The 21,441-nt window shown below is 66.5% G+C and carries 9 protein-coding genes and 2 pseudogenes; 8 read left to right on the forward strand and 3 right to left on the reverse strand.

Annotation, left to right across the window (positions count from 1 at the left end; translation table 11 throughout):
* From EB75_RS30280 to EB75_RS06130, 3 genes and pseudogenes are all read left to right on the forward strand, one after another.
* Positions 1–943: pseudogene (locus EB75_RS30280) on the forward strand (class I SAM-dependent methyltransferase); the annotation flags it as partial.
* Positions 942–5,666 (forward strand): annotated as a pseudogene (locus EB75_RS06125) (amino acid adenylation domain-containing protein); the annotation flags it as partial. The pseudogenes EB75_RS30280 and EB75_RS06125, both read left to right, overlap by 2 nt.
* Complete coding sequence (locus tag EB75_RS06130) at positions 5,663–8,602, forward strand: MMPL/RND family transporter (RefSeq protein WP_286150094.1); 2,940 nt, start codon at positions 5,663–5,665, stop codon at positions 8,600–8,602. The pseudogene EB75_RS06125 and the gene EB75_RS06130, both read left to right, overlap by 4 nt.
* Here the strand turns inward: EB75_RS06130 and EB75_RS06135 are convergent.
* From EB75_RS06135 to EB75_RS06145, 3 genes are read right to left on the reverse strand one after another with little or no spacing between them, the layout of a single operon-like run.
* Positions 8,592–9,377 carry a GntR family transcriptional regulator gene (locus EB75_RS06135; RefSeq protein ID WP_073694593.1) on the reverse strand — a complete coding sequence of 262 codons (786 nt, stop codon included), beginning with the start codon at positions 9,375–9,377 and terminating at the stop codon, positions 8,592–8,594. The two genes, EB75_RS06130 and EB75_RS06135, sit on opposite strands and share 11 nt — an antisense overlap.
* A 24-nt stretch (positions 9,378–9,401) precedes the next feature.
* Positions 9,402–10,178 carry a 3-oxoacyl-ACP reductase FabG gene (gene fabG, locus EB75_RS06140; protein WP_073694582.1) on the reverse strand — a complete coding sequence of 259 codons (777 nt, stop codon included), beginning with the start codon at positions 10,176–10,178 and terminating at the stop codon, positions 9,402–9,404.
* A 14-nt stretch (positions 10,179–10,192) separates the two neighbouring features.
* A complete protein-coding gene (locus EB75_RS06145) occupies positions 10,193–11,194 on the reverse strand; it encodes a phosphotransferase enzyme family protein (protein WP_073694583.1) in 1,002 nt (333 codons plus the stop codon).
* Between the two features lie 273 nt (positions 11,195–11,467).
* On the opposite strand from EB75_RS06145, the gene EB75_RS06150 reads away from it, so the two are divergent.
* From EB75_RS06150 to EB75_RS06170, 5 genes are all read left to right on the forward strand, one after another.
* Positions 11,468–13,045: an APC family permease gene (locus EB75_RS06150; RefSeq protein ID WP_073694584.1), complete on the forward strand. Its 1,578-nt coding sequence runs from the start codon at positions 11,468–11,470 to the stop codon at positions 13,043–13,045.
* Positions 13,046–13,056: 11 nt separating this feature from the next.
* Positions 13,057–14,382 (forward strand): aspartate aminotransferase family protein, encoded by a 1,326-nt coding sequence (locus tag EB75_RS06155; protein WP_073694585.1) that lies wholly within the window; start codon positions 13,057–13,059, stop codon positions 14,380–14,382.
* The gene (locus tag EB75_RS06160; RefSeq protein ID WP_073694586.1) at positions 14,379–16,262 is read left to right on the forward strand and encodes a propionyl-CoA synthetase; all 1,884 of its coding nucleotides are present in this window, start codon (positions 14,379–14,381) and stop codon (positions 16,260–16,262) included. Before EB75_RS06155 ends, EB75_RS06160 begins: the two co-directional genes overlap by 4 nt.
* Positions 16,263–16,559: 297 nt before the next feature.
* Positions 16,560–18,428, forward strand: a complete 1,869-nt coding sequence (locus tag EB75_RS06165) for a DUF262 domain-containing protein (protein WP_168175993.1) — start codon at positions 16,560–16,562, stop codon at positions 18,426–18,428.
* Between the two features lie 106 nt (positions 18,429–18,534).
* Positions 18,535–21,294: a helicase-related protein gene (locus EB75_RS06170; protein ID WP_353651647.1), complete on the forward strand. Its 2,760-nt coding sequence runs from the start codon at positions 18,535–18,537 to the stop codon at positions 21,292–21,294.
* The last annotated feature ends 147 nt before the right edge of the window (positions 21,295–21,441 follow it).

The following is a 21,441-nucleotide window of genomic DNA, read 5'->3' on the forward strand; positions in this document are numbered from 1 at the left end:
CACCGCCGGGGAGCCGATTCCGCTGGCCGACATGGAACAGGGGCGGGCCGCCACGATCGACCGGATCATGGAACTGCGTCCGCGGCGGGTCCTGGAGATCGGCGCCGGCTCGGGCCTGATCCTGTCCCAGATCGCACCGCACTGCGAGCAGTACGTCGCGACCGACGTGTCGTCGGCGGCAGTGGACAAGCTGGCACAGTCGTTGCGGGAGTTGGAGATTCCGTGGCGCGACCGCGTCGAGTTCATGGCCCGGGCGGCGCACGTCACCGATGGCCTGCCTCGCGGTCATTTCGACACCATCATCGTGAACTCGGTGGTGCAGTACTTCCCCAATGCGGCGTATCTGACCGAAGTCATCGACAAGGCCGTCGAGCTGCTGGCGCCCGGCGGCACCCTGTTCCTTGGTGACATCCGTAATCACGGTCTGCAGCACACTTTCCAGACGGCCATCGTGCTGGCCCGCAGCGAGAACGCCGGCACCGATGCCGCGGTGCTCCGGCAGCGCGTCGAGCATGCCGTGCTCGGTGAAGCCGAGCTGCTCCTGGCACCCGAGTACTTCACGACCTGGGCCGCGCGCCGGGAATCGGCTGTCGGACTGGCCATCCGGATCAAGCGCGGTACCGCGGACAACGAACTCAACCGCTACCGGTACGACGTCACCATCCACAAGGCGCCCGCGGCCGGCCGGTCAGTGGCCGACATCCCGACCTGGACGTGGAACGACTGTGCCGACCTGGCCGGGCTGCAGCACCGGCTGGCCGACCTGCGGCCCGAGGCCATCTGCGTCACCGACATTCCCCGCGCGGGAGTGCGCATCGACGTCCGGCTGGAACAGGAACTCGCCGGAAACCCCGCGGACACCGAAATCCCCGAGGCGACAACGGAAGACCTGCACCGCGTCGGTGAACAGGCGGGATACCAGGTCGCCGTCACGTGGGCGTCAACTGGTGCTGATCATCCACCACCTCGCGGTCGACGGGGTGTCGTGGCGAATCCTGTTGGAGGACTTGAACGTCGCGTGGCTGCAGTCCCGCGCGGGGCAGCCCGTCGAACTGCCGGCGAGCGGCACGTCGTTCCAGCGCTGGGCGCAGGTCCTCGTCGAACACGCCGCGGCGCCCGAGGTGGTTGCGCAAGCGGACGCCTGGCGGCAGGCAGCGGCGACGCCCGCACTGTTGCCCGCCGTGCAGCCGGAGCGGGACACCTTCGCCACGGCCCGGCAGCTCTCGGTGACGCTGGACGACGTCGACACCGTGCAGACGCTGCTGCGCGAGGCGCCGGCGGCGTTCCACGCCGGCATCAACGACATCCTGCTGCTCGGATTCGCCTTGGCGATAGCCGAATTCACCGGTAGTGGCCGCACCATCGGCATCGACGTGGAAGGCCACGGCCGGCATGACGAGATCACCGAGAACGTCGATCTGTCGCGCACCGTCGGCTGGTTCACCACCAAGTACCCGGTGGCCGTCACGGTCGGGGACCTCTCCTGGACCCAGGTGGCCTCCGGTGATGCCGCCCTGGGCGCGGTGCTCAAGGACGCCAAGGAGCAGCTGCGCGCACTGCCCGACGGCCTGACCTACGGCCTGCTGCGCTACCTCAACGACGACGTCGATCTCGAAACCGACGACCCGGCAATCGGATTCAACTACCTGGGCCGCCTCGGTGGTGGGTCCGAGCTGTCCGACGAGCTCTGGCAGGTCGGCCGGGACGGTGCGGGAGCAGCTGAGGTCACCGGTCTGGCGACCGCGGTACCGATGCCGTTGATGCACACCCTCGAGCTCAACGCCGGCACAGTCGACACCGACGCCGGCCCGAAGCTGCACGCCAATTGGACGTGGGCACCGTCGGCGCTCGACGGCGATCAGGTCGAGCGGCTCAGCCGCCTGTGGTTCGACGCGCTGACCGGCATCTGCGCCCTGGTGCGTGCGGGCGGCGGCGGTCTGACGCCGTCGGACATCGCACCGGCCCGGCTGAGCCAGCAGCAGATCGACGAGCTGGAGCGTGAGCACGCCGTCGCCGACATCCTGCCGGTGACGCCACTGCAACAGGGCCTGCTCTTCCACGCCGCACAGCTGGGCGCCGACGCCGATCTCTATGCGGTGCAACTGGATCTGACGCTGGCCGGTCCCCTCGACGCGGAGCAGCTGCGGACCGCCGTGCAGACGGTGGTGCAGCGGCACCCGAATATCGCGGCCCGCTTCTACGCCGGACTCGATGTGCAGGTCATCCCGGCGGCGTCCGACGTTGCCTGGCAGGTGCTGGACGCAGCCGACGACGAGGTCACGCACATCTGCGCCGCCGAACGTGCCGCGGTGTGCGACCTCAGCGACCAGCCGCCGTTCCGGGTTGCATTGATCCGCACCGGCGAACGCCGGCACCGGTTGGTGCTCACCAACCACCACGTCGTGATGGACGGCTGGTCACTGCCGGTCCTGCTGCGCGAGATCTTCGCGGGCTATCACGGTTACCGGCTGCCTGCGCCGGTTCCGTACCGCCGCTTCATCACGTGGCTCGCCGATCGGGATCTCGATGCCGGACGCATCGCGTGGGCCGAGGTGCTGGCGGGTGTCGACACCCCGACACTGGTCGCAGCGCGGTCCGCATCGGGTGGCCGCGGCGTGAAATCCGCTGCGCTGTCGGCCGAAACCACACACGCAGTCGCAGAACTGGCGCGGGCGCGCCACACCACCGTCAACGTCGTCCTGCAGGCCGCCTACGCACAGCTGCTCATGCAGCTGACCGGCCGCCACGATGTGGTGTTCGGAACCGCGGTGTCGGGCCGCCCGACCGACGTGGCCGGGGCGGACGCGATGGTCGGCCTGATGATCAACACCGTGCCGGTACGCGCCACCGCGACCGCGGTCACCACCGTGGCCGAACTGCTCGACCAGATGCAGGATGCGCACAACCGCACGCTCGACCACCAGCATCTGTCACTCGCCGAGATGCACCGGATCACCGGTCAGGACCGGCTTTTCGACACGCTGTTCGCGTATGAGAACTACCCGCTGGGTGCCGCCGCGTCAGGCGGCGCCGGGGACCTGACCATCACCGAGTTCAGCAGCCATGAGCAGAACCACTATCCGTTGACGGTGCAGGCCATGCCGGGCGAAGAACTCGGCCTGCGCCTCGAGTACGACACCGCGGTATTCGATGCAGCCGCCATCGACAGGCTCGTCGAGCGGTTCGAACGCGTGCTGGTCGCGATGACCACCGTGCCCAGCGGGCGGCTCGCGTCGGTGAATCTGCTTGCCGCCGAGGAGCGCTCGCAGCTGGACCGGATCGGCAACCGCGCCGCCACAGCCGACGTACCCGCATCGATTCCGGCACTTTTCGCCGCCCAGGTCGACCGCACCCCGGATGCTGTCGCGCTCACCGGACCGGACGGCGCGCTGACCTACCGCGACCTCGACGCGGCCGCGAACCGGTTGGCGCACCGGCTGATCGACGCCGGCGCCGGTCCGGGGCAGACCGTGGCACTGCTGTTCCCCCGGTCGATCGACGCGGTCGTGGCGATCCTCGCGGTCCTCAAGACCGGGGCGGCGTACCTGCCGATCGATCCGGCGCTGCCTGCGGAGCGGCTCGCGTTCCTGATTTCCGACGCGTTGCCGAGCGTCGCCGTCACCACGGCAGAATTGGCCGGCCGGCTCGGCGCGTTCGACGGCCCGGTCGTCATCGGTTCCGCCGGTGAAAATGGGTCCGCCACAAGGCTTCCGGACCCGGACGCCGACAGCATCGCCTACCTGATCTACACCTCCGGTACCACCGGCGTGCCCAAGGGAGTTGCGGTGGCGCACCGCAACGTGGCCCGGCAGTTCGGGGTACGACTCGCGGGCCTGCCTGCTGACCCGGTGTGGACGCAGTGCCATTCGTACGCGTTCGACTTCTCGGTATGGGAGATCTGGGCCGCGCTGCTGCACGGCGGCCGACTGGTGATCGTGCCGGAGGCGGTGACCGCGAGCCAGGACGAGTTCCAGCGCCTGCTCGTGGCCGAGCACGTCAACGTGCTCACCCAAACCCCTTCGGCAGCAGGTGCGTTGGTGCCCGACGCGCTGGCGCCACTGGCCTTGCTGCTCGGCGGTGAGGCGTGCCCGGCCGAGTTGGTCGACCGCTGGACGGCGTGCGGGCACACCGTGATCAACGCCTACGGCCCTACCGAGACCACGGTGTACGCGGCGGTGACCGAACCGCTGACAGCCGGCGGGCGTTCGGTACCGATCGGCACGCCGGTGCCCGGCACGGCGCTGTTCGTGCTGGACGGCTGGTTGCGCCCGGTTCCCGCGGGCGTCGTCGGTGAGCTGTACGTCGCGGGTGCCGGTGTGAGCATCGGTTACGCCGGCCGGTCAGAGCTGACCGCCGGCCGGTTCGTCGCCTGCCCGTTCCCCGGTGTGGGGGAGCGGATGTACCGCACCGGCGACCTGGTGCGCTGGGACGACGACGGCCGGCTGCACTACGTCGGCCGGGCCGACGAGCAGGTCAAGATTCGTGGCTTCCGCATCGAACTCGGCGAAGTGCAAACGGTTTTGGCGGCGCTCGACGGCGTGGACCAGGCGGCGGCGATCGTGCGCGAGGACCGCGCCGGCGACAAACGCCTCGTCGGCTACATCACCGGCACCGCCGATCCCGCGGCATTGCGCGCTCAGCTCGCCGATCTGCTGCCGGCCCACGCGGTCCCGGCCGCCATCGTCGCGCTGCCGGCGCTGCCGGTCACGACCAACGGCAAGCTCGATGTCCGCGCGCTGCCCGCACCCGAATACCGCGCGGGCGCCCACCTGGCGCCGCGTACCGCCATCGAGGTCGCGCTGGCCGCCGTCTACGGCCGGGTCCTCGGCGTCGAGCGGGTCGGCGTGGACGAGTCGTTCTTCGACCTCGGCGGCGACAGCATCTCGGCGATGCGCCTCGTCGCGGCCGTCCGCGCCGACCTCGGTATCGAGCTGTCGGTGACGACGGTGTTCGAGGCACCCACGGTGCAGGCGCTCACCGAGCGGCTGACGAAGGACGGCGCGGCCGGGCCGGAGATCGCACCGGTGCAGGTGCTGGGGACCGGTACGGGCGTCCCACTGTTCTGCCTGCACGCGGTCAGCGGCATCAGCTGGCCGTACCAGGTGCTCGGCGGCTACGTCGACGGTCCGATCATCGGCATTCAGCAGCCGGCCACGGATACCCCGGGATCGCTGAGCGACATGGCGGCGACGTACGCCGACCGGATTCAGGCCGCACAGCCGTCGGGCCCGTACCACCTGCTGGGGTGGTCGTTCGGCGGTGTTGTCGCGCATGCTGTCGCAGTCGAGCTGCAGCGGCGCGGCGCCACTGTCGCCCGGTTGGTGCTGCTCGACGCCGAGCCGAGCCTGCGCGTCGCGAACCAGGCGGTCGACCGGGACCAGCTGGCCGGCATCGTGGACGACGGCCTGATGGACCTGTTGGTGCGCAACTTCGACACCAACGTCGCGCTGTACCGCGAGCACAAGGCCGGGCGGTTCGACGGAGATGTCGTGGTGATCGCGGCCGCCGGGGGCGACGACGCTCGTGGCGCCTTCCTCGCACAGAGCTGGCGCCCGCACGTGACCGGCACCGTCACGGTGCACGAGGTGCGGCGCGGGCACCATGAGATGCTGACCGTCGAAGCGCTTGCCGAGTACGGCAGGTATCTGAGCGGTGAGGCAACGTGATAGCTCGGTCGGGCAAGGGTGTGTTCGCCGGGGCTTTCGAGCTGCTGGCACGGGTGGTGCTGCGCCGGCCCTGGGTGGTGATCGGCGCCTGGCTGCTGCTCGTCGTCGCACTGTCGGCGGCCGTGCCACCACTGATGAAACTCGCCAGCGATCGCAACCAGGAACTGCTGCCGAGCAACTCCGCGGTCATGGCGGCGACCCGGGACATGACTACGGCGTTCCACGAACCCGGGATTCAGAACATCGCGCTGGTGGTGCTCACCGACGAGAAGGGCCTGACCAAAGCCGACGAAGACGTCTACCGCACCCTGGTCGACAGCCTGCACCGCGACACCGCCGACGTGGTGATGGTGCAGGACTTCATCTCGCAGCCGCCGATGCGAGAAGTGTTGGCCAGCAAGGACAACAAGGCGTGGTTCATCCCCGTCGGCATCCGGGGCGAGCTCGGTTCACCGGAATCCAGTGAGGCGTACAAGCGCGTCGTCGGCATCGTCGACCACACCGTCTCCGGCTCGACCCTGACGGTCCACATGACGGGCCTGACGGCCACCGTCGCCGAACGCGAACAGCTCGGGTTGCGCGATCTGCGGGTCATCGAGACCGCCACGGTCGCCATGGTGCTGCTGATTCTCTTTGTGGTGTACCGCAATATCGTCACCATCCTGGTGCCGCTGGCGACCATCACCGTCTCGCAGGCCGCCGCGACGCAGGGTGTCGCGGCCCTGGCGACGTGGGGCCTGCCCATCTCGCAGCAGACCGTCGTATTCATGAGCGCCATGATGATCGGCGCCGGCGTGGACTACGCCGTCTTCCTGATCAGCCGCTACCACGAATACCTCAGGCAGGGACTCGATTCCGACGAGGCCGTGGCGCGGGCGCTGACCGCCATCGGCAAGGTGATCGCGGCGTCGGCGGCCACCGTCGCGGTGACGTTCCTGGGCATGAGCTTCACGACCCTCAAGGTGTTCTCCACGACCGGTCCTGCGCTGGCGGTGACCATCGCGGTGGCGTTCCTGTCGTCGATCACGTTGCTGCCGGCCATCCTGACGCTCGTCGGACGGCGCGGTTGGGCCCGCCCGCGGAAAGAACTGACCAGCCGCTTCTGGCACCGGTCCGGGATCAACATCGTGCGGCGGCCGGTGGTCCATCTGGTCGGCAGTCTGGTCGTGCTCATCGCATTGGCGGCCGGGGTCGCGTGGTTGCACACCAGCTACGACGCCCGCACCGCGCTACCACCGACGGCCGAGAGCAACATCGGCATGGCGGCCATCGAGCGGCATTTCCCGGCGAGTGTGACGGCGCCGCAATACCTTTTCGTGCAGTCGCCACACGACCTGCGGACCACCAAGGGCCTTGCCGACCTGGAACAGATGGCGCAGCGCGTTGCGCAGCTGCCTGACATCACCGCGGTCCGCGGCGTCACCCGGCCCACTGGTGCACCGCTGGAGCAGGCGACGCTGAGTTTCCAGGCCGGCGAGATTGGCAACAAGCTCGCCGAGGCCACCAACAAGATCAACGGCAGCGTCGACCAACGGCAGGCGCTGGTCGGCGGGGCCGGCAAGCTCGCCGACAGCCTCGCCACCGTGCGCACCCAGCTGACCAAGACCATGGGCGTGCTCGACAGCCTGAACAAGAGCATGGCGAGTATCAAGGACCAGCTGGAGAGCTCGCAGGAATTCCAGGAAGCGCAGCGGGAGTTGGACAGCGTGCGCAATTCCGGTGACGTGCCGAACATCCCGCCGCGCTCCGGCAGCCAGAACTTCCAGGACATGGTCGCCATGGCCGATGCCCTGCTGCAGCAGCGGAGGGACAATCCGGGCTGCGACACCGATCCGGATTGCGCGGGGCAGCGCGACCAACTGCAGCGGCTGTCCGACGGGCTGCACAAGATGCAGCCCTCGCTGGACTCGGCCGCCAAAGCCCTTCGGTCCCTTGGTGGTAGCGGCGGCGCGGGCAGTACTCCGGGCGGCATGAAGCAGAACATGGCCGCCCTGCAGGAGGGCGCCAACGCCCTGGCCGAGGGCAGCCGCAAGATCGCCGAAGGGCTGCGCGTCCTCGACGATCAGACCAAGCAGCTCGGCGAAGGTCTCTCGCACGCGTCGGCATTCCTGCTGGCGATGAAACTGCACGCGTCCGAGCCGGGAGCCGCCGGCTTCTACATCTCCCCGGAAATCCTCGGCAACGACAAATTCAAAGACCTGGCCCGGGTTTTCATGTCGCCGGACGGACATTCGGCGCGGTACCTGGTCGAGTCCAAGCTGAACCCCTACGACACCAAGGCCATGGATCAGGTCAAGGCGATTCTCGCCGCCGCGCAAGGCGCACAGGCCAATACGTCGCTGGCGGACGCCAAGATCGCGATGTCCGGCATGACGCCGTACTACGCGGAACTGCGCGACTACTTCAACAAGGACCTGCGGTACATCGTGCTGATGACCGTCATCGTGGTCTTCCTGATTCTGGTACTGCTGCTGCGCGCCGTCGTCGCGCCGCTGTATCTCGTTGGCACCGTGATTCTTTCGTGCCTGTCGTCGCTCGGCATCGGCGTCATCGTGCTGCAGATCCTCGGCGGTCAGCCCATGGCGGCGAGCACCCCGGGCATGGCGTTCATCGTGCTGGTGGCTGTCGGCGCCGACTACAACATGCTGCTGATCTCCCGGATCCGCGACGAATCCCCGAACGGTATCCGCTCGGGCGTCATCCGTACCGTGCGGAGCACCGGCAGCGTGATCACTTCTGCCGGAATGATTTTCGCGGCCCCCATGTTCGCCATGCTGTTCAGCAGCATCGGCTCCATGGTGCAGGGCGGCTTCATCATCGGCGTCGGCCTGCTGATCGACACCCTCATCGTCCGCACGGTCACCGTGCCGGCGCTGGCCGTACTGGTCGGCAAGTACAACTGGTGGCCGTCGCGCCGGTCGGCGGCTACGCCGTGACGGTGAGCTCGACGCGGCCGTCGGTGCCGAGGGTCTCGCGTTCCGCTCCCGCGGTGGTCTTGGCGACCAACCGGACCCGATCCGCGCGGAACAGGTCTTCCGAGTACTCGAACGGCCGGCCGTCGGCATCGGAGGCGACGCGCGTCATGGCCAACAGGGGAGTGCGCGTGGGGATTTCGAGCCAGGCGGCCTCACGGGGGTTGGCACTGACGACCTCGATGCTCTCGACCGACGTCACCGGCCTGAGGTCGTAGCGGACGGCCAGGATGTCGTAGATCGAGCCGCCGAGCGGCTGCTCCAGTAGATCGGGCACGCGTTCGGCGATCAGGTGCGCGCAGTCGACCGACAGCGGGAAACCGTCGGCGTAGCGCAGCCGCTGCACGACGACGAGTTCGGTGTTCGGCTTGACGCCCAGGCGCTGCGCTTCCATCACGCTGGCGCCCCGTAGCGCGGTGGAGAGCACCCGGCTGCGCGTGGTGGAATGTCCGCCCTGCTTGAGCCGGTTCGGCAGGCCCGACAGCTCGGCGACGTTGCGTTCGACGAGAACGGTTTTGATGAACGTGCCGCCCGCGCGCCCGCTGCGGCGTTCCAGGATTCCGGCGCGGCTCAGCGGAACCAGGGCACTGCGCAGCGTCGCGCGGGAGACGGAGAACTGCTCGGCCATCTCGCGCTCGGAGCCCAGGCGGTCACCGGGACGCAGGGTGCCCGCGTCGAGCATGCTGACGATGCGGCGCCGCACATCCTCGGCTACCGGGCCACCCTCGGACTCGTCCATGTGGTTCACCGTACCCACACACCGCTACCCGGCGACGGCGTCCAGCGATTCGGGCAGGATTTGCCCGCCGTCGACGACGATGGCCTGGCCCGTGATGTATCGGGCCTCGTCGGTGGCCAGGAACGCGGCGAGGTGACCGATGTCCTCCGGGGTGCCGAGGGTGCCGGCGGGGATGGAACGGGCCATGCCGGCGATGTAGTCCTCGCCCATCTCCTGCAGTCCCTCGGTGAGGATGTTGCCGGGCAGCACGGCGTTGACGGTGATGTGCTTGGCGGCGAGTTCGATTGCGGCGGTGCGCATGAAGCCCAGCTGCGCGGCCTTCGACGCGCCGTAGTGCGACCAGCCGGGGAACCCGGTGACGGGGCCGGTGATCGAGGAGGTGATGACGACGCGTCCGGCGCCGCTACGGGTCAGTGCCTCCAGGCAGGCCTGCACGCTGTAGACCGTGCCCTTGACGTTGACGTCGAGCACCGTCGCGAGATCGTCGGGCGTCATGGTGGCCAGCGGTGCCTCGGGGAAGATGCCGGCGTTGGCGCACAGGACGTCGATGCCACCGAAGGCGTCGACGGCCGCCTGGGCCATGGCCTGGCACGAGCGGGGGTCGGCGACGTCGACGGAGACGCCGATGACCTTGCCGGACCCGAGGGCATCAAGGCCCGCGACGGCGGTGTCGAGGTCGTGCAGCGACCGCGCGGCGACGGCGACGTTGGCGCCCGCGCCGGCGAACACGGCGGCGATGCCGTAACCGATGCCCTTGGTGGCTCCGGTGACGACGACGTTCTTGTTGGTGAGGTCGAACATGGGTGTCCTTGTCGTCAGTGGGTGGTGAGGGCGGAGACCCGGAACCATGATGGGTCGGTGAGGTAGGCCTGCGCCAATTGTGCTGTGCCGGAGGCATATCGGTGGCCCATGGTCTGTGCGGGCCCGGACTCGGGATGGCTGCCGATCCAGGCCGTGAGCATGAGGCGGCGCAGCATGACGAAGGTGGGGATCTCGGCGAGGTCGGCGGCGGGGATGTCGCGGACGCTGCGGTAGCCCGCCAGCCACTCGTCGACGATGCGCGCGGCGTCGGGGGTGTCCTCGACGAACGACACCACCGCACCGAGATCGGCGAGGTACCAGGACCAGCCGCAGTCGTCGAAGTCGATGACAGTGATCTTGCCGTCCTGCACCATCAGGTTCGACATCCGCAGATCAGCGTGGACCAGCCCGAAGCGTTCGGGACCCATGCCGTACTCGGTGAGCCGCTCGATGACCTTGCGTTCGGCCTCCTCGATGACGGCGGCGTCCGCGGCGCTGAGCGCGGGGGCGTCCCGCCAGTTGCCCCACCGGCCGGCGGCACCGAGCATCGTGTCCAGATCCCAGCGGAACCGCGTGAAGGTCTCGGGCCGCTGCCAGTGCTGGACGTGCTCGTGCAGCGTCGCGGTGATGGCGCCCAATTCACTGAAGCTGATGTCGGAGGCGTCGTCCTCGGCGATGGTGCCGTCGACGAACGTGAACAGATCGACCAGGCAGGTGTCGTCACCGATGCGGGCCTCCACCACGCGGCGGCCGTCCGGTGCGGGAATGACCTGCGGCGTCGTGATGGACGAGTCGGCCCGCAGGCTCTCCATCCAGTCGAGTTCGGATTCGATGGCGGCCATGCAGTGGTACCCGGGACGGTGCACGCGCAGGACCACGCGTTCGGTGCCGGATTCGACGAGGAAGGTGCCGTTCTCGGAGTAGCTCAGCAGCGTCACGGTCGCCGAATCGAGCCCGTAGTGCGGGAGCGCGGCATGCGCGAAGCGTTCGTAGTCGGTGGCGGCCATGTCGCTCATTGTGGCTCTCCTGAACTGGCGGTGTGGGCGCGGTCACGTTTTGGTCTGGTCAGTTGTACCGCACTTTGGACCGAAAGTGAACCAAAACCGAAAATTGGTAACAGTGCCTTTACGCTGTGGAAATCCTGGGAGATTGGGGTATTGACCACGGCAAACCGGTCTGGTACCAATAGCGCTGTGGCGATGACCTGGGGGTCCATTGGTCCACTGGATAGCTGAACTGCCGCTCACTAGAGCAGACCAAATAACCAAAATCAGATCGGATCGGCACACATGAGTGAGATCGACGATTACCCACGAACTGCCACACCCGCCGCGGTGTCACCGGATGGCGCCCCGGTGCAGCGACTCAAACGCGACGCCGTCGGTTTGGTCGGCGTGCTGTTCATGGCTGTGGCCACGGCCGCGCCCATCACCGCGATGGTCGGCAATGTGCCCATCGCCGTCGGATTCGGCAACGGCGCGGCAGCCCCCGCGGGATATCTGATCGCCACCATCGTGCTGGGGCTGTTCTCCGTCGGTTACGCGGCCATGTCCAAGCACATCACCGCGACCGGCGCGTTCTACGGCTATATCTCCCACGGTCTGGGCCGGGTGGTCGGCCTCTCGGCGGGTTTCCTGACCATGCTGGCGTACATCGTCTTCGAACCCGCGCTGGTCGGCATCTTCGCGTTCTTCTCGCGGGACCTGTTCAACTCGATGTTCGGCGTCAAACTGCCGTGGTTGATGTTCGCGGTGGCGATGATCGTCGCCAATGCGGTGCTGACCTACTTCGACGTCAACCTGGCGGCGAAAGTGCTTGGTGGACTGCTGGTTACCGAGATCGTCATGCTGACGCTGATGGCCGGTTCGGTCGTCGTCAGCGGTGGCGGCCCCGAGGGCTGGTCGCTGAGCTCGCTCAATCCGATCAACGGACTGAAGGGCCTGAACGCCGTCGTCCCGAATGTCAGCGGTGTGGGCACCATGGCCGTGGTCGGCTCGGCCGGCGTCGGTCTGTTCTTCGCGTTCTGGTCCTGGGTCGGTTTCGAATCCAGCGCGATGTACGGCGAGGAATCGAAGAACCCCAAGAAGATCATCCCCATCGCGATCATGTCGTCGGTATTGGGCATCGGTGCGTTCTACGTCGTGGTGTCGTGGCTGGCGATCGTGGGCACCGGCCCCACCAAAGCCATTGCGCTGGCGCAGGATACGAACACCGCCGGGGAAATCTTCTTCGGACCGGTGCGCGACCACCTCGGCAACTGGGCCGTGACCATGTTCCAGATCCTGCTGACCACCGGCTCGTACGCCTGCGGCATGGCATTCCACAACTGCGCGGCGCGCTACATCTACGCCATCGGCCGCGAAGACATCATCCCCGCAACCGCGAAAACCGTTGGCCGCACGCATCACATCCACGGCTCGCCACACATCGCCGGCTTCGTGCAGAGCGCCTTGGCACTGGCCATCGTGGTGTGGTTCGCGGTCTCGGGCCGCGATCCCTACAGCGGCCTGTTCGGCCTCGGTGCCCTCATGGGGACCTCCGCCATCCTGATCGTGCAGGCGCTGGCCGCGTTCTCCGTCGTCTCGTACTTCCATGTGCGCAAACAACATCCGGAGACCAAGCACTGGTTCCGCACGTTGGTGGCGCCCGGACTGGGTGGCGCCGGGATGCTCTACGTGATCTACCTGCTGATCAAGAACGCATCCTTCGCCGCCGGCACGGCATCAGAGGACATCGTCTTCACCTCCATCCCATACGTGGTCGGCACCACCGCCACTGTCGGAATCGTCATCGCGCTCGTGCTGCGCGCCCGGGCGCCGCGGCGCTACGAACGGCTCGGGCGCGTAGTACTCGACGAAGAACGCTAAGGACAACGAACATGGCCTTTTCCGCAATCATGGATTCCAACAGCTACACGGGAGGGGAGGACCTCGACCCCGCCACGGATGCCATGGTCGAGAAGCGGCGCCGGGCGCTGGGTCCGTCGTACCGGCTCTTCTACAGCCGGCCCGTGCACCTGGTCAAAGGTTCCGGGGCGCACCTGTATGACGCCGAGGGCAACAAGTACCTCGACGCCTACAACAACGTGGCCAGTGTCGGGCACTGCAACCCGCGGGTGATCGAGGCCGTCACCCGTCAGATGTCGGAGCTGAACACCCACACCCGGTATCTGCACGGCGGCATCCTCGATTACTCCGAGCAGCTGCTGGCCACGTTTCCCGCGGAAATCTCCTCGATCATGTTCACCTGCACCGGATCCGAGGCCAACGACCTGGCGGTCCGGGTGGCCGAGGAGTACACCGGTGGCACCGGGATCATCGTCACCGAGGAGGCCTACCACGGCAACAGCGCGCTGATCTCGGCGCTGTCGCCGTCGCTGGGCGTCGGTGTCCCGCTCGGGGCGAACGTCCGCACCGTGCCGGCCCCGGACTCCTACCGTATCGATCCTGCAGTGCTCGGCCGCTGGTTCGCCGACCAGGTCGGCGCTGCCATCGCCGATCTCGAACGGCACGGCCACAAGTTCAGTGCGCTGCTACTGGATTCGATCTTCTCGTCCGACGGCATCTACGTCGACCCGACGGTGCTCGGGCCCGCCGTGGACGTCGTGCACCGCGCCGGCGGCATGTTCATCGCCGACGAGGTCCAGCCGGGCTTTTCGCGCACCGGCGAGGCCATGTGGGGCTTCCAGCGGCACGGCGTGGTGCCCGACCTCGTGACGATGGGCAAGCCCATGGGCAACGGCATTCCCGTCGCCGCGATGGCGGCCCGCCCGGAGGTTCTCGACACCTTCGCCCGGGAGACCCCGTACTTCAACACCTTTGGCGGGAACCCGGTGTCGATGGCCGCGGCGCAGGCCGTCCTCGACGTCATCCAGGGCGACGGGCTGGCCGAGCATGCCCGCGCCGTCGGCGAGCAGATGCGAGCGGAACTGTCAGCGCTGGCCAGGGACCACCCCTTCCTCGGCGACATCCGCGGCAGCGGGCTCTACACCGGTATCGAGATCGTCACCGATCCGGCGAGCAAGGAACACGACGGAGAGCGGGCGAAGCGCGTCGTCGACTTGATGCGGGAAAACCGGGTTCTGATCTCTGTGTGCGGCGGACGTGGCAACATCCTCAAAGTGCGCCCACCTCTTGTGTTCTCGATGTCGGACCTGGACTGGTTCATGACGGTGTTCTCCGCGGTCGCCAAGGAGCTCGCGTGAGTGCCTATCGCGAGGCTTTCGAGGCCGCTGCGGAGCGCCCTGACGAGTTCTGGTTGACGGCCGCGCAAGCCATCGACTGGACCGTCGCACCGACGCGCGCGCTCGACGATTCCGCGGCGCCGCACTACCGCTGGTTCCCGGACGGTCAGCTCAACACCTGCTACAACGCGCTCGACCGGCACGTCGAGGCCGGCAACGGGGACCGCACCGCGCTGATCTACGACTCGGCGATGGTCGGCCTGCAGCAGTCCTTCACGTACGCCGAACTGCTCGACCGCGTCGCGCGGTTCGCCGGAGTGCTTGCCGCACAAGGCGTCACCAAGGGCGACCGCGTCGTGATCTACATGCCGATGATCCCCGAAGCGGTCATCGCGATGCTGGCCTGCGCCCGCATCGGTGCCGTCCACTCGGTGGTCTTCGGTGGCTTCGCGGCCAATGAGCTCGCGGCCCGCATCGACGACGCACAGCCCGTGGCGCTGCTGACGGCCTCGGGCGGGCTGGAGCCGGGGCGGACGGTCGAGTACCTGCCCGTCGTGGCCAAGGCGCTGACCCTGACCAGTGCCGCGCCGACGACGGTGATCGTCAAGAACCGCGGCGAGATTGCCGGCGCGGCTGCCGACTACCCGGGCTACCTGGACTGGGACGAGTTGGTGGCGAGCGCCGAGCCTGTCGCTGCGGTGCCGGTGGCCGCCACCGACCCGCTGTACATCCTCTACACCTCCGGAACCACCGGGAAGCCCAAGGGCGTGGTGCGCGACAACGGTGGGCATGCCGTCGCGCTGGCGTGGTCGATGAAGAACGTCTACGACATCAGCGCCGGCCAGGTGATGTGGACCGCCTCGGATATCGGGTGGGTGGTGGGCAGCTCGTACATCGTGTACGGGCCGCTGATCGCCGGCGCCACCACGGTGCTCTATGAGGGCAAGCCCGTCGGCACTCCTGATGCCGGTGCGTTCTGGCGGGTCATCGCGCAGCACGGGGTCGAGGCGCTGTTCACCGCGCCGACGGCCCTGCGTGCCATCCGGAAAGCCGATCCGGAAGCGTCACTGCTTGCCGCGCATGACATTTCGTCGCTGCGCACACTGTTCGTCGCCGGTGAACGGCTGGACCCCGACACGTACGAATGGGCCTCCGAGAAGCTGGCGCGCCCCGTCGTCGACCACTGGTGGCAGACCGAGACCGGCTGGGCCATCTGCGCCAACCTGCGCGGCCTGGAACCCATGCCCATCAAGGCCGGATCGCCGACCGTGCCGGTGCCCGGCTACCGCGTCGGCATCGTCGACGCCTCCGGTAATCCGGTCGCGCCGGGCGTCGAAGGCAACATCGTCATCAAGCTGCCGCTGCCGCCCGGCACCCTCGCCGGGTTGTGGCAGAACGCCACCGGATTCGTGCAGTCGTACCTGTCGGCGTTCCCGGGCTACTACCTGACCGGTGATTTCGGGTACGTCGACGACGACGGCTACCTGACCGTGCTGGGCCGCACCGACGACGTCATCAACGTTGCGGGCCACCGGCTTTCGACAGGCGCCATCGAGGCCGTCATCGCCGGGCACAAGGCCGTCGCGGAGTGTGCCGTCATCGGCATCCACGACGACCTCAAAGGGCAACGCCCGAGCGGTTATGTGGTGCTCAAGTCCGGCCAGGACATCGACCCCGACACGCTGCAGCAGGAACTCGCGGCCATGGTCCGTGACCGGATCGGCGCGGTCGCGACGTTCCGGGACGTCACGGTCGTGGGCGCCCTGCCCAAGACCCGGTCGGGGAAAATCCTGCGAAAGACCATGCGGCAGATCGCTGAAGGCGTCGACTACGTCGTGCCGTCGACCATCGAGGACAGCTCGGTGATCGACGCGCTGATCCCGGTGCTGCGGCCGACGTAACTCCCGCCGGGCGGTCACTTGGGACACGAGATTCTGCGGCGTTGCGACAGCCGATTTTGGCAAATCGTACCGGGAGCAAATTCCGTGTCGGTTAGTGGTCTTACACTCCCATCGATGCTGAAAAGCGGTGGGGAATGAGTGAGGTACGGATGAGCAAAGGTCACGACGGCGTGGTAGTTCCGTTTGGACGCTCGGGATCGAGGAAAGTTCATGCGTCGGACGTCCTGACACGTAGCGCCAAGAATGCCGGCGGGGCGGTTGCCGTGCTCCCGTTACCGGTCGCGTGAGGTCCTGACCATGGAAGCGCATCCTCGTAGCCCCCGAGTGCTGTTCGAGGGTAAAGAGCACTACGAGATCCCGCCGTTTCAGCGGCCGTATGTCTGGAATGAAGAAGATCAGTGGTCGCCACTCTGGGATGATGTGCTCCGGGTCGCCGAGAGTTACATCGCAGCAAAGGAATCGGGGACAGAACCCGCAATCCGGCAGCACTTTCTCGGCGCGGTGGTTTACGTGACCAGGCCGCCGGTCACTGGCGACGTCACTCGTCACGAGGTCATCGACGGCCAACAACGCATGACTACCCTGCAATTGCTGCTTGACGCGGTACAGCAGGTGATCGAGGAGCGTGGTCACGAAGATCTTGCAGAGGCGCTGGAAGGCCTCATCCTCAACAAGCAAAAGGCGTTCGTCGACAAGCCCGAACGGTTCAAGCTCTGGCCGTCGCAAGCCGATCGCTCTGCCTTCGCCGCAGCTATGGATCCGCAGGATCGTTGGGATGGCGGGCACCGAATCCTAGACGCTCACAAGTTCTTTCGGCGAGAAGCGACTCGCTGGCTGACCGGTGAACCCGATGACGACGGGGATGTTCCACCGGGCACAGAGGAATTGCGCGTCGAAGCGCTGACCTCCGCGTTGCAGGACCGCCTGATACTCGTTGCGATCGACCTCACTGGCCACGATGACGCGCAGCTGATCTTCGAGACCCTGAATGATCGTGGAACCCCTCTGTTGAAGGCCGATTTGATCAAGAACTGGGTCTTCAGGACGGGTGAGGCCATTGGGGCGAATGTCGAGAAGTGGTCGGTTACCCACTGGGCCGAATTTGATGATTCCTGGTGGCGGGAGGAGATACCGCAAGGCCGGCACGTGAAGTCTCGCATCGACATCTTCCTCCAATACTGGTTGACGATGCGGACCCAGGACGAGGTGAAGGCAGAGGACATCTTCCGAATCTTCGTCTCCTACGCCGGACCACTCTTCAAGTCGGCAGGTTGCGCCGACGGCCTCCTGACTGAACTTCGGCAGGACGCTGATTCCTATCGAACCTTTGCGCAACTGGATGCGGCGACGCCTGAAGGTCGGTTCTATTCCCGAGTCATCGAGACGATGGAGCTCGCCGCCATAACGCCTGTGTTTCTGTGGCTGTTGTCGCCGAACCACAACGTTCCAGCCCAGCAGCTGCGGGCCGGCCTCGAATCACTGGAGAGCTGGGTGATTCGTAGAACATTGCTGCGCATGACAACCAAGGACGTCAACAAGTTTGTCGTCGCGATCCTTAAGTCGCTCAACGACATTAGTGCAGCCGAGGTTGGTGAGAAGCTGCGTGAGTACCTCGCCTCGCAGACCGCTGAGACTCGACTGTGGCCTGCCGATCTCGATCTACGGACGCAGCTTCCGGAAGCCAAGCTCTACGGCGTGATTCGCCAGGGCCGCCTGCGGGTGGTGCTCGGCGCCGTCGAACAACACTTGCGAGCACAGAGCGCAATGTACGAGGACATCTCATTGCCGGCTGGTTTGGAAATCGAGCACGTTATGCCCCGTGGCTGGCGTACGCACTGGGACACGGTGCCCCCTATGTCGCCTGAAGACGCGGCGAAGCGCGACAAGTACATCAATACGATCGGAAATCTGACGCTGGTGACCAAGTCGCTCAACGCATCGCTGTCGAACCGGCCTTGGACTGATGCGCAGGCCGCGGGCCTGATGGAAGGCGGTCAGCCTGGAAAGGGCAAGCGCAGCCTGATTGATGCCTTCAGCCTGCTCGTCCTGAATAAGTCAATCCTGAAGGACCATCCCGAATCCTGGACCGACGATGACATTGCGGAACGCTCACGGACAATGGCCGCGGCGGTCTGCGCTGTCTGGCCTGGGCCGACGGGAAGCTGATGACGATTCGTTGCTCGGGTGTGCGTACAGGAGGAACACGACGTTGACCGCAACTTTTACCGCCGCTCCCGGTTCCACTGTTGTTGTCCGCGACGAGGATTGGCTCGTGACCAAGGTCGACCCGGCGACCGACGGCTTCTTTGTCCACGTAGTCGGCCTGTCTGAGTTGGTCCGCGACACTGAGGCGACGTTCTCGACCGCACTGGACGAGATCATCGAATCCGACCCGGCAGGGGTGCAGGTCAAGGGTGACGACTCTCATGGCTTTCGCAAGACGAAACTCTGGCTGGAAGCGATGCTGCGCAAGACGCCGGTGCCGATCGCAGACCCCGAACTGACGGTCGCCAACCGAGGCCTCGCCGACACGCTCAAGTACCAACTCAAGGCCGTGCGGCAAGCCCTCGACCCCGACAATCTGCGGCCACGCATCCTGCTCGCCGATGCTGTCGGCCTCGGCAAGACCCTCGAAATTGGCATGATCCTGGCGGAGCTGGCCCGCCGTGGCCGTGGCGAACGCATCCTAGTGGTCACGCCGAAGCATGTGCTTGAGCAGTTCCAGATGGAGATGTGGACCCGCTTCTCGCTGCCGTTTGTCCGGCTGGACTCGGCAGGTATCCAGCGCATCCGCCGCGAGCTACCGGCCAACCGTAACCCGTTCACGTATTACAAGCGGGTCATCATCTCCATCGATACGCTCAAGAGCGACAAGTACATTGCGCATCTGCGCAAGCAGCGCTGGGACGCGGTGGTCATCGACGAGTCCCACAACGTCACGAACACGATGTCTCAGAACAACCGCCTGGCCCGCCTACTCGCCGCCAGGTCTGACGCATTGATCCTCGCCTCGGCAACCCCGCACAACGGCAAAGCCGAGTCGTTCGCCGAACTGATCCGCATGCTGGAACCCAGCGCGGTGAAGGCCGACGGCACCATCGACGAGGAGCAGGTCAAGCGCCTCATCATTCGCCGGCACCGTCACCACCCGGATGTGAAGGGCGAGGTCGGTTCGGACTGGGCCGAGCGGCTGGAGCCACGCAATCTGCTCGTGAAGGCTTCGCCGATCGAGAATCAGATCGCCCATGAGCTCAATGATGTGTGGCTGCACCCACAGGGCAGTGCGCCGACCAGCGTCCCGCTGTTTCCGTGGACCCTCGCCAAAGCATTTCTGTCATCGCCGGCCGCGCTCGCCCAGTCCTGCAAGGAACGCCTCAAGCGACAGGTTGAGTCGAAAGAGCAAGCGGCACTGAATAATTTGCTGACGCTCGCCCAGCAGGCCGAGGTCGGAAAATCCGCGAAGTACGACGCATTGGTCGAGTACCTCGCCAAAATCGGTGTCAAGAAAGGTAATCCGACCCGCGCGGTCGTGTTCGCCGAGCGGGTCGCCACGCTGGGTTGGTTGCAGAAGCGCCTGATGAAGGACTTCGGGTTCACCAAGGATCAGGTCGCGATCCTGCACGGTGGCCTGTCGGATGTCGAGCAGCAGGACATTGTGGAGTCCTTCAAGCTGGAATCCTCGCCGATTCGCATCCTGGTCACCGGCGATGTCGCCTCCGAAGGCGTGAACTTGCACAGCCAGTGCCACCACTTGATCCACTTCGACATACCGTGGTCGCTCATCAGGATCGAGCAGCGTAACGGGCGCATCGACCGCTACGGGCAGAAGCACCGCCCGGAGATCACCACCCTGCTGTTGGAGCCCGACACTGACGAATTCGCTGGGGACATAAGGGTTCTCACCCGCCTGATCGAGCGTGAACACGAGGCGCACAAGGCTCTCGGTGACTCGGCGTCGCTGATCGGCACCTACGAGGTCAAGGCCGAAGAGGACGCGATCCGAGATGTGCTGGCCCGCAAGAAAGATCTCGACGATGTAGTCAAGACGGTCGCCCAGGTGCAGGCGTCCGGCGGCATGGACGGACTGCTGGCCCGCCTGATGGCGATGCCCACCCAGGCCGCGCCAGAACAGCCGACGACGGAGCACGAAGGCATCTATGCCACCGATATCGACTATCTGTCCGACGCCCTCGACGAGTTCCTCAAAACACCGGGTCTGGAGCCGCCGTTGGGGGTGGCGTGGCAGCGTAACGATCAGCACAAGTCCGCGGTGCTCAAACCACCGAAGGACCTGAAACAGCGCCTGCAGGTGCTGCCGCAGTCCTACCTGTCGGCGCGCAAGGTGACTGAGCTGTTCCGGTTGGCGTTCACAGTGGCGCGCGGGGAGCAGGAGCTCACGGCGGCTCGGTCGGGGCAGTCCACCTCGGCATGGCCGGAGGCACATTATCTCGCGCCGCTGCACCCGATCATGGACTGGGCCAGCGACCGGGCCTTGGCCGAGCTTGGCCGCAACGAGGTGTTCGTGGTGCGCGGCGACGTCAGCGCTCCGAGTGTGCTGGCGCAGGCGACCCTGACGAATACGCTCGGTCAGGTTGTCGCTTCGAGCTACATCAACGTCGAATTTCCCTACGAATTCAGTGGATTCGCGCGCCCCTATCCGTCCGCCGAGGAGGCCATCGGACACCTGAAGCTGGCGAGCATCAACACCGGCGATGTCGCGGACGCCGATCAGCTGCAGCCGTACGTGAAGCATGCGGTGGCCTCGGCGCAGGCGGTGGTCGAGGGCCAGATCGATGCCATCAAGGCCGAGACACGCGGCCGCATCGACCGCTGGGTGGAGCGCAGCAAGAAGTGGGACGACGAAGCCGACGCGCTCGTTCAGCGAAAAGAACTGAAGGACAGGCGGACCCGCGTGCGTGAAGAGGCTGTGCTGGCCGAGGAGATGAATCCGGACCGGACGTTGATCCGGCCTCTGCTCGTGGTCATCCCTGCCGGTACATCCGTGGCAGAGCTGATCGGAGAGACCCGATGAGTGATGCGATCATCCTCGGTGGCGAGTTCGTCAGCGAGCACTACTTCGGCACCGACGCGACCAAGCAGTCGTTCCGCTTGCGGGTTCTGGCCCGCCGTAAGGTGTGGGACGAGGCGAAAGCCAACGTCGAGCCGACGGTCCGATCGC

It is taken from the genome of Mycobacterium sp. ST-F2 (assembly GCF_001905655.1).
Classification (GTDB): Bacteria; Actinomycetota; Actinomycetes; order Mycobacteriales; family Mycobacteriaceae; genus Mycobacterium.

Excerpts from the sequence above, each read along its gene's own strand:
- EB75_RS06145 (WP_073694583.1), bottom strand. The coding sequence starts at position 11,194 with ATGAGCGACATGGCCGCCACCGACTACGAACGCTTCGCGCATGCCGCG.
- fabG (WP_073694582.1), bottom strand. The coding sequence starts at position 10,178 with ATGTTCGACCTCACCAACAAGAACGTCGTCGTCACCGGAGCCACCAAG.
- EB75_RS06135 (WP_073694593.1), bottom strand. The coding sequence starts at position 9,377 with ATGGACGAGTCCGAGGGTGGCCCGGTAGCCGAGGATGTGCGGCGCCGC.
- EB75_RS06150 (WP_073694584.1), top strand. The coding sequence starts at position 11,468 with ATGAGTGAGATCGACGATTACCCACGAACTGCCACACCCGCCGCGGTG.
- EB75_RS06155 (WP_073694585.1), top strand. The coding sequence starts at position 13,057 with ATGGCCTTTTCCGCAATCATGGATTCCAACAGCTACACGGGAGGGGAG.
- EB75_RS06165 (WP_168175993.1), top strand. The coding sequence starts at position 16,560 with ATGGAAGCGCATCCTCGTAGCCCCCGAGTGCTGTTCGAGGGTAAAGAG.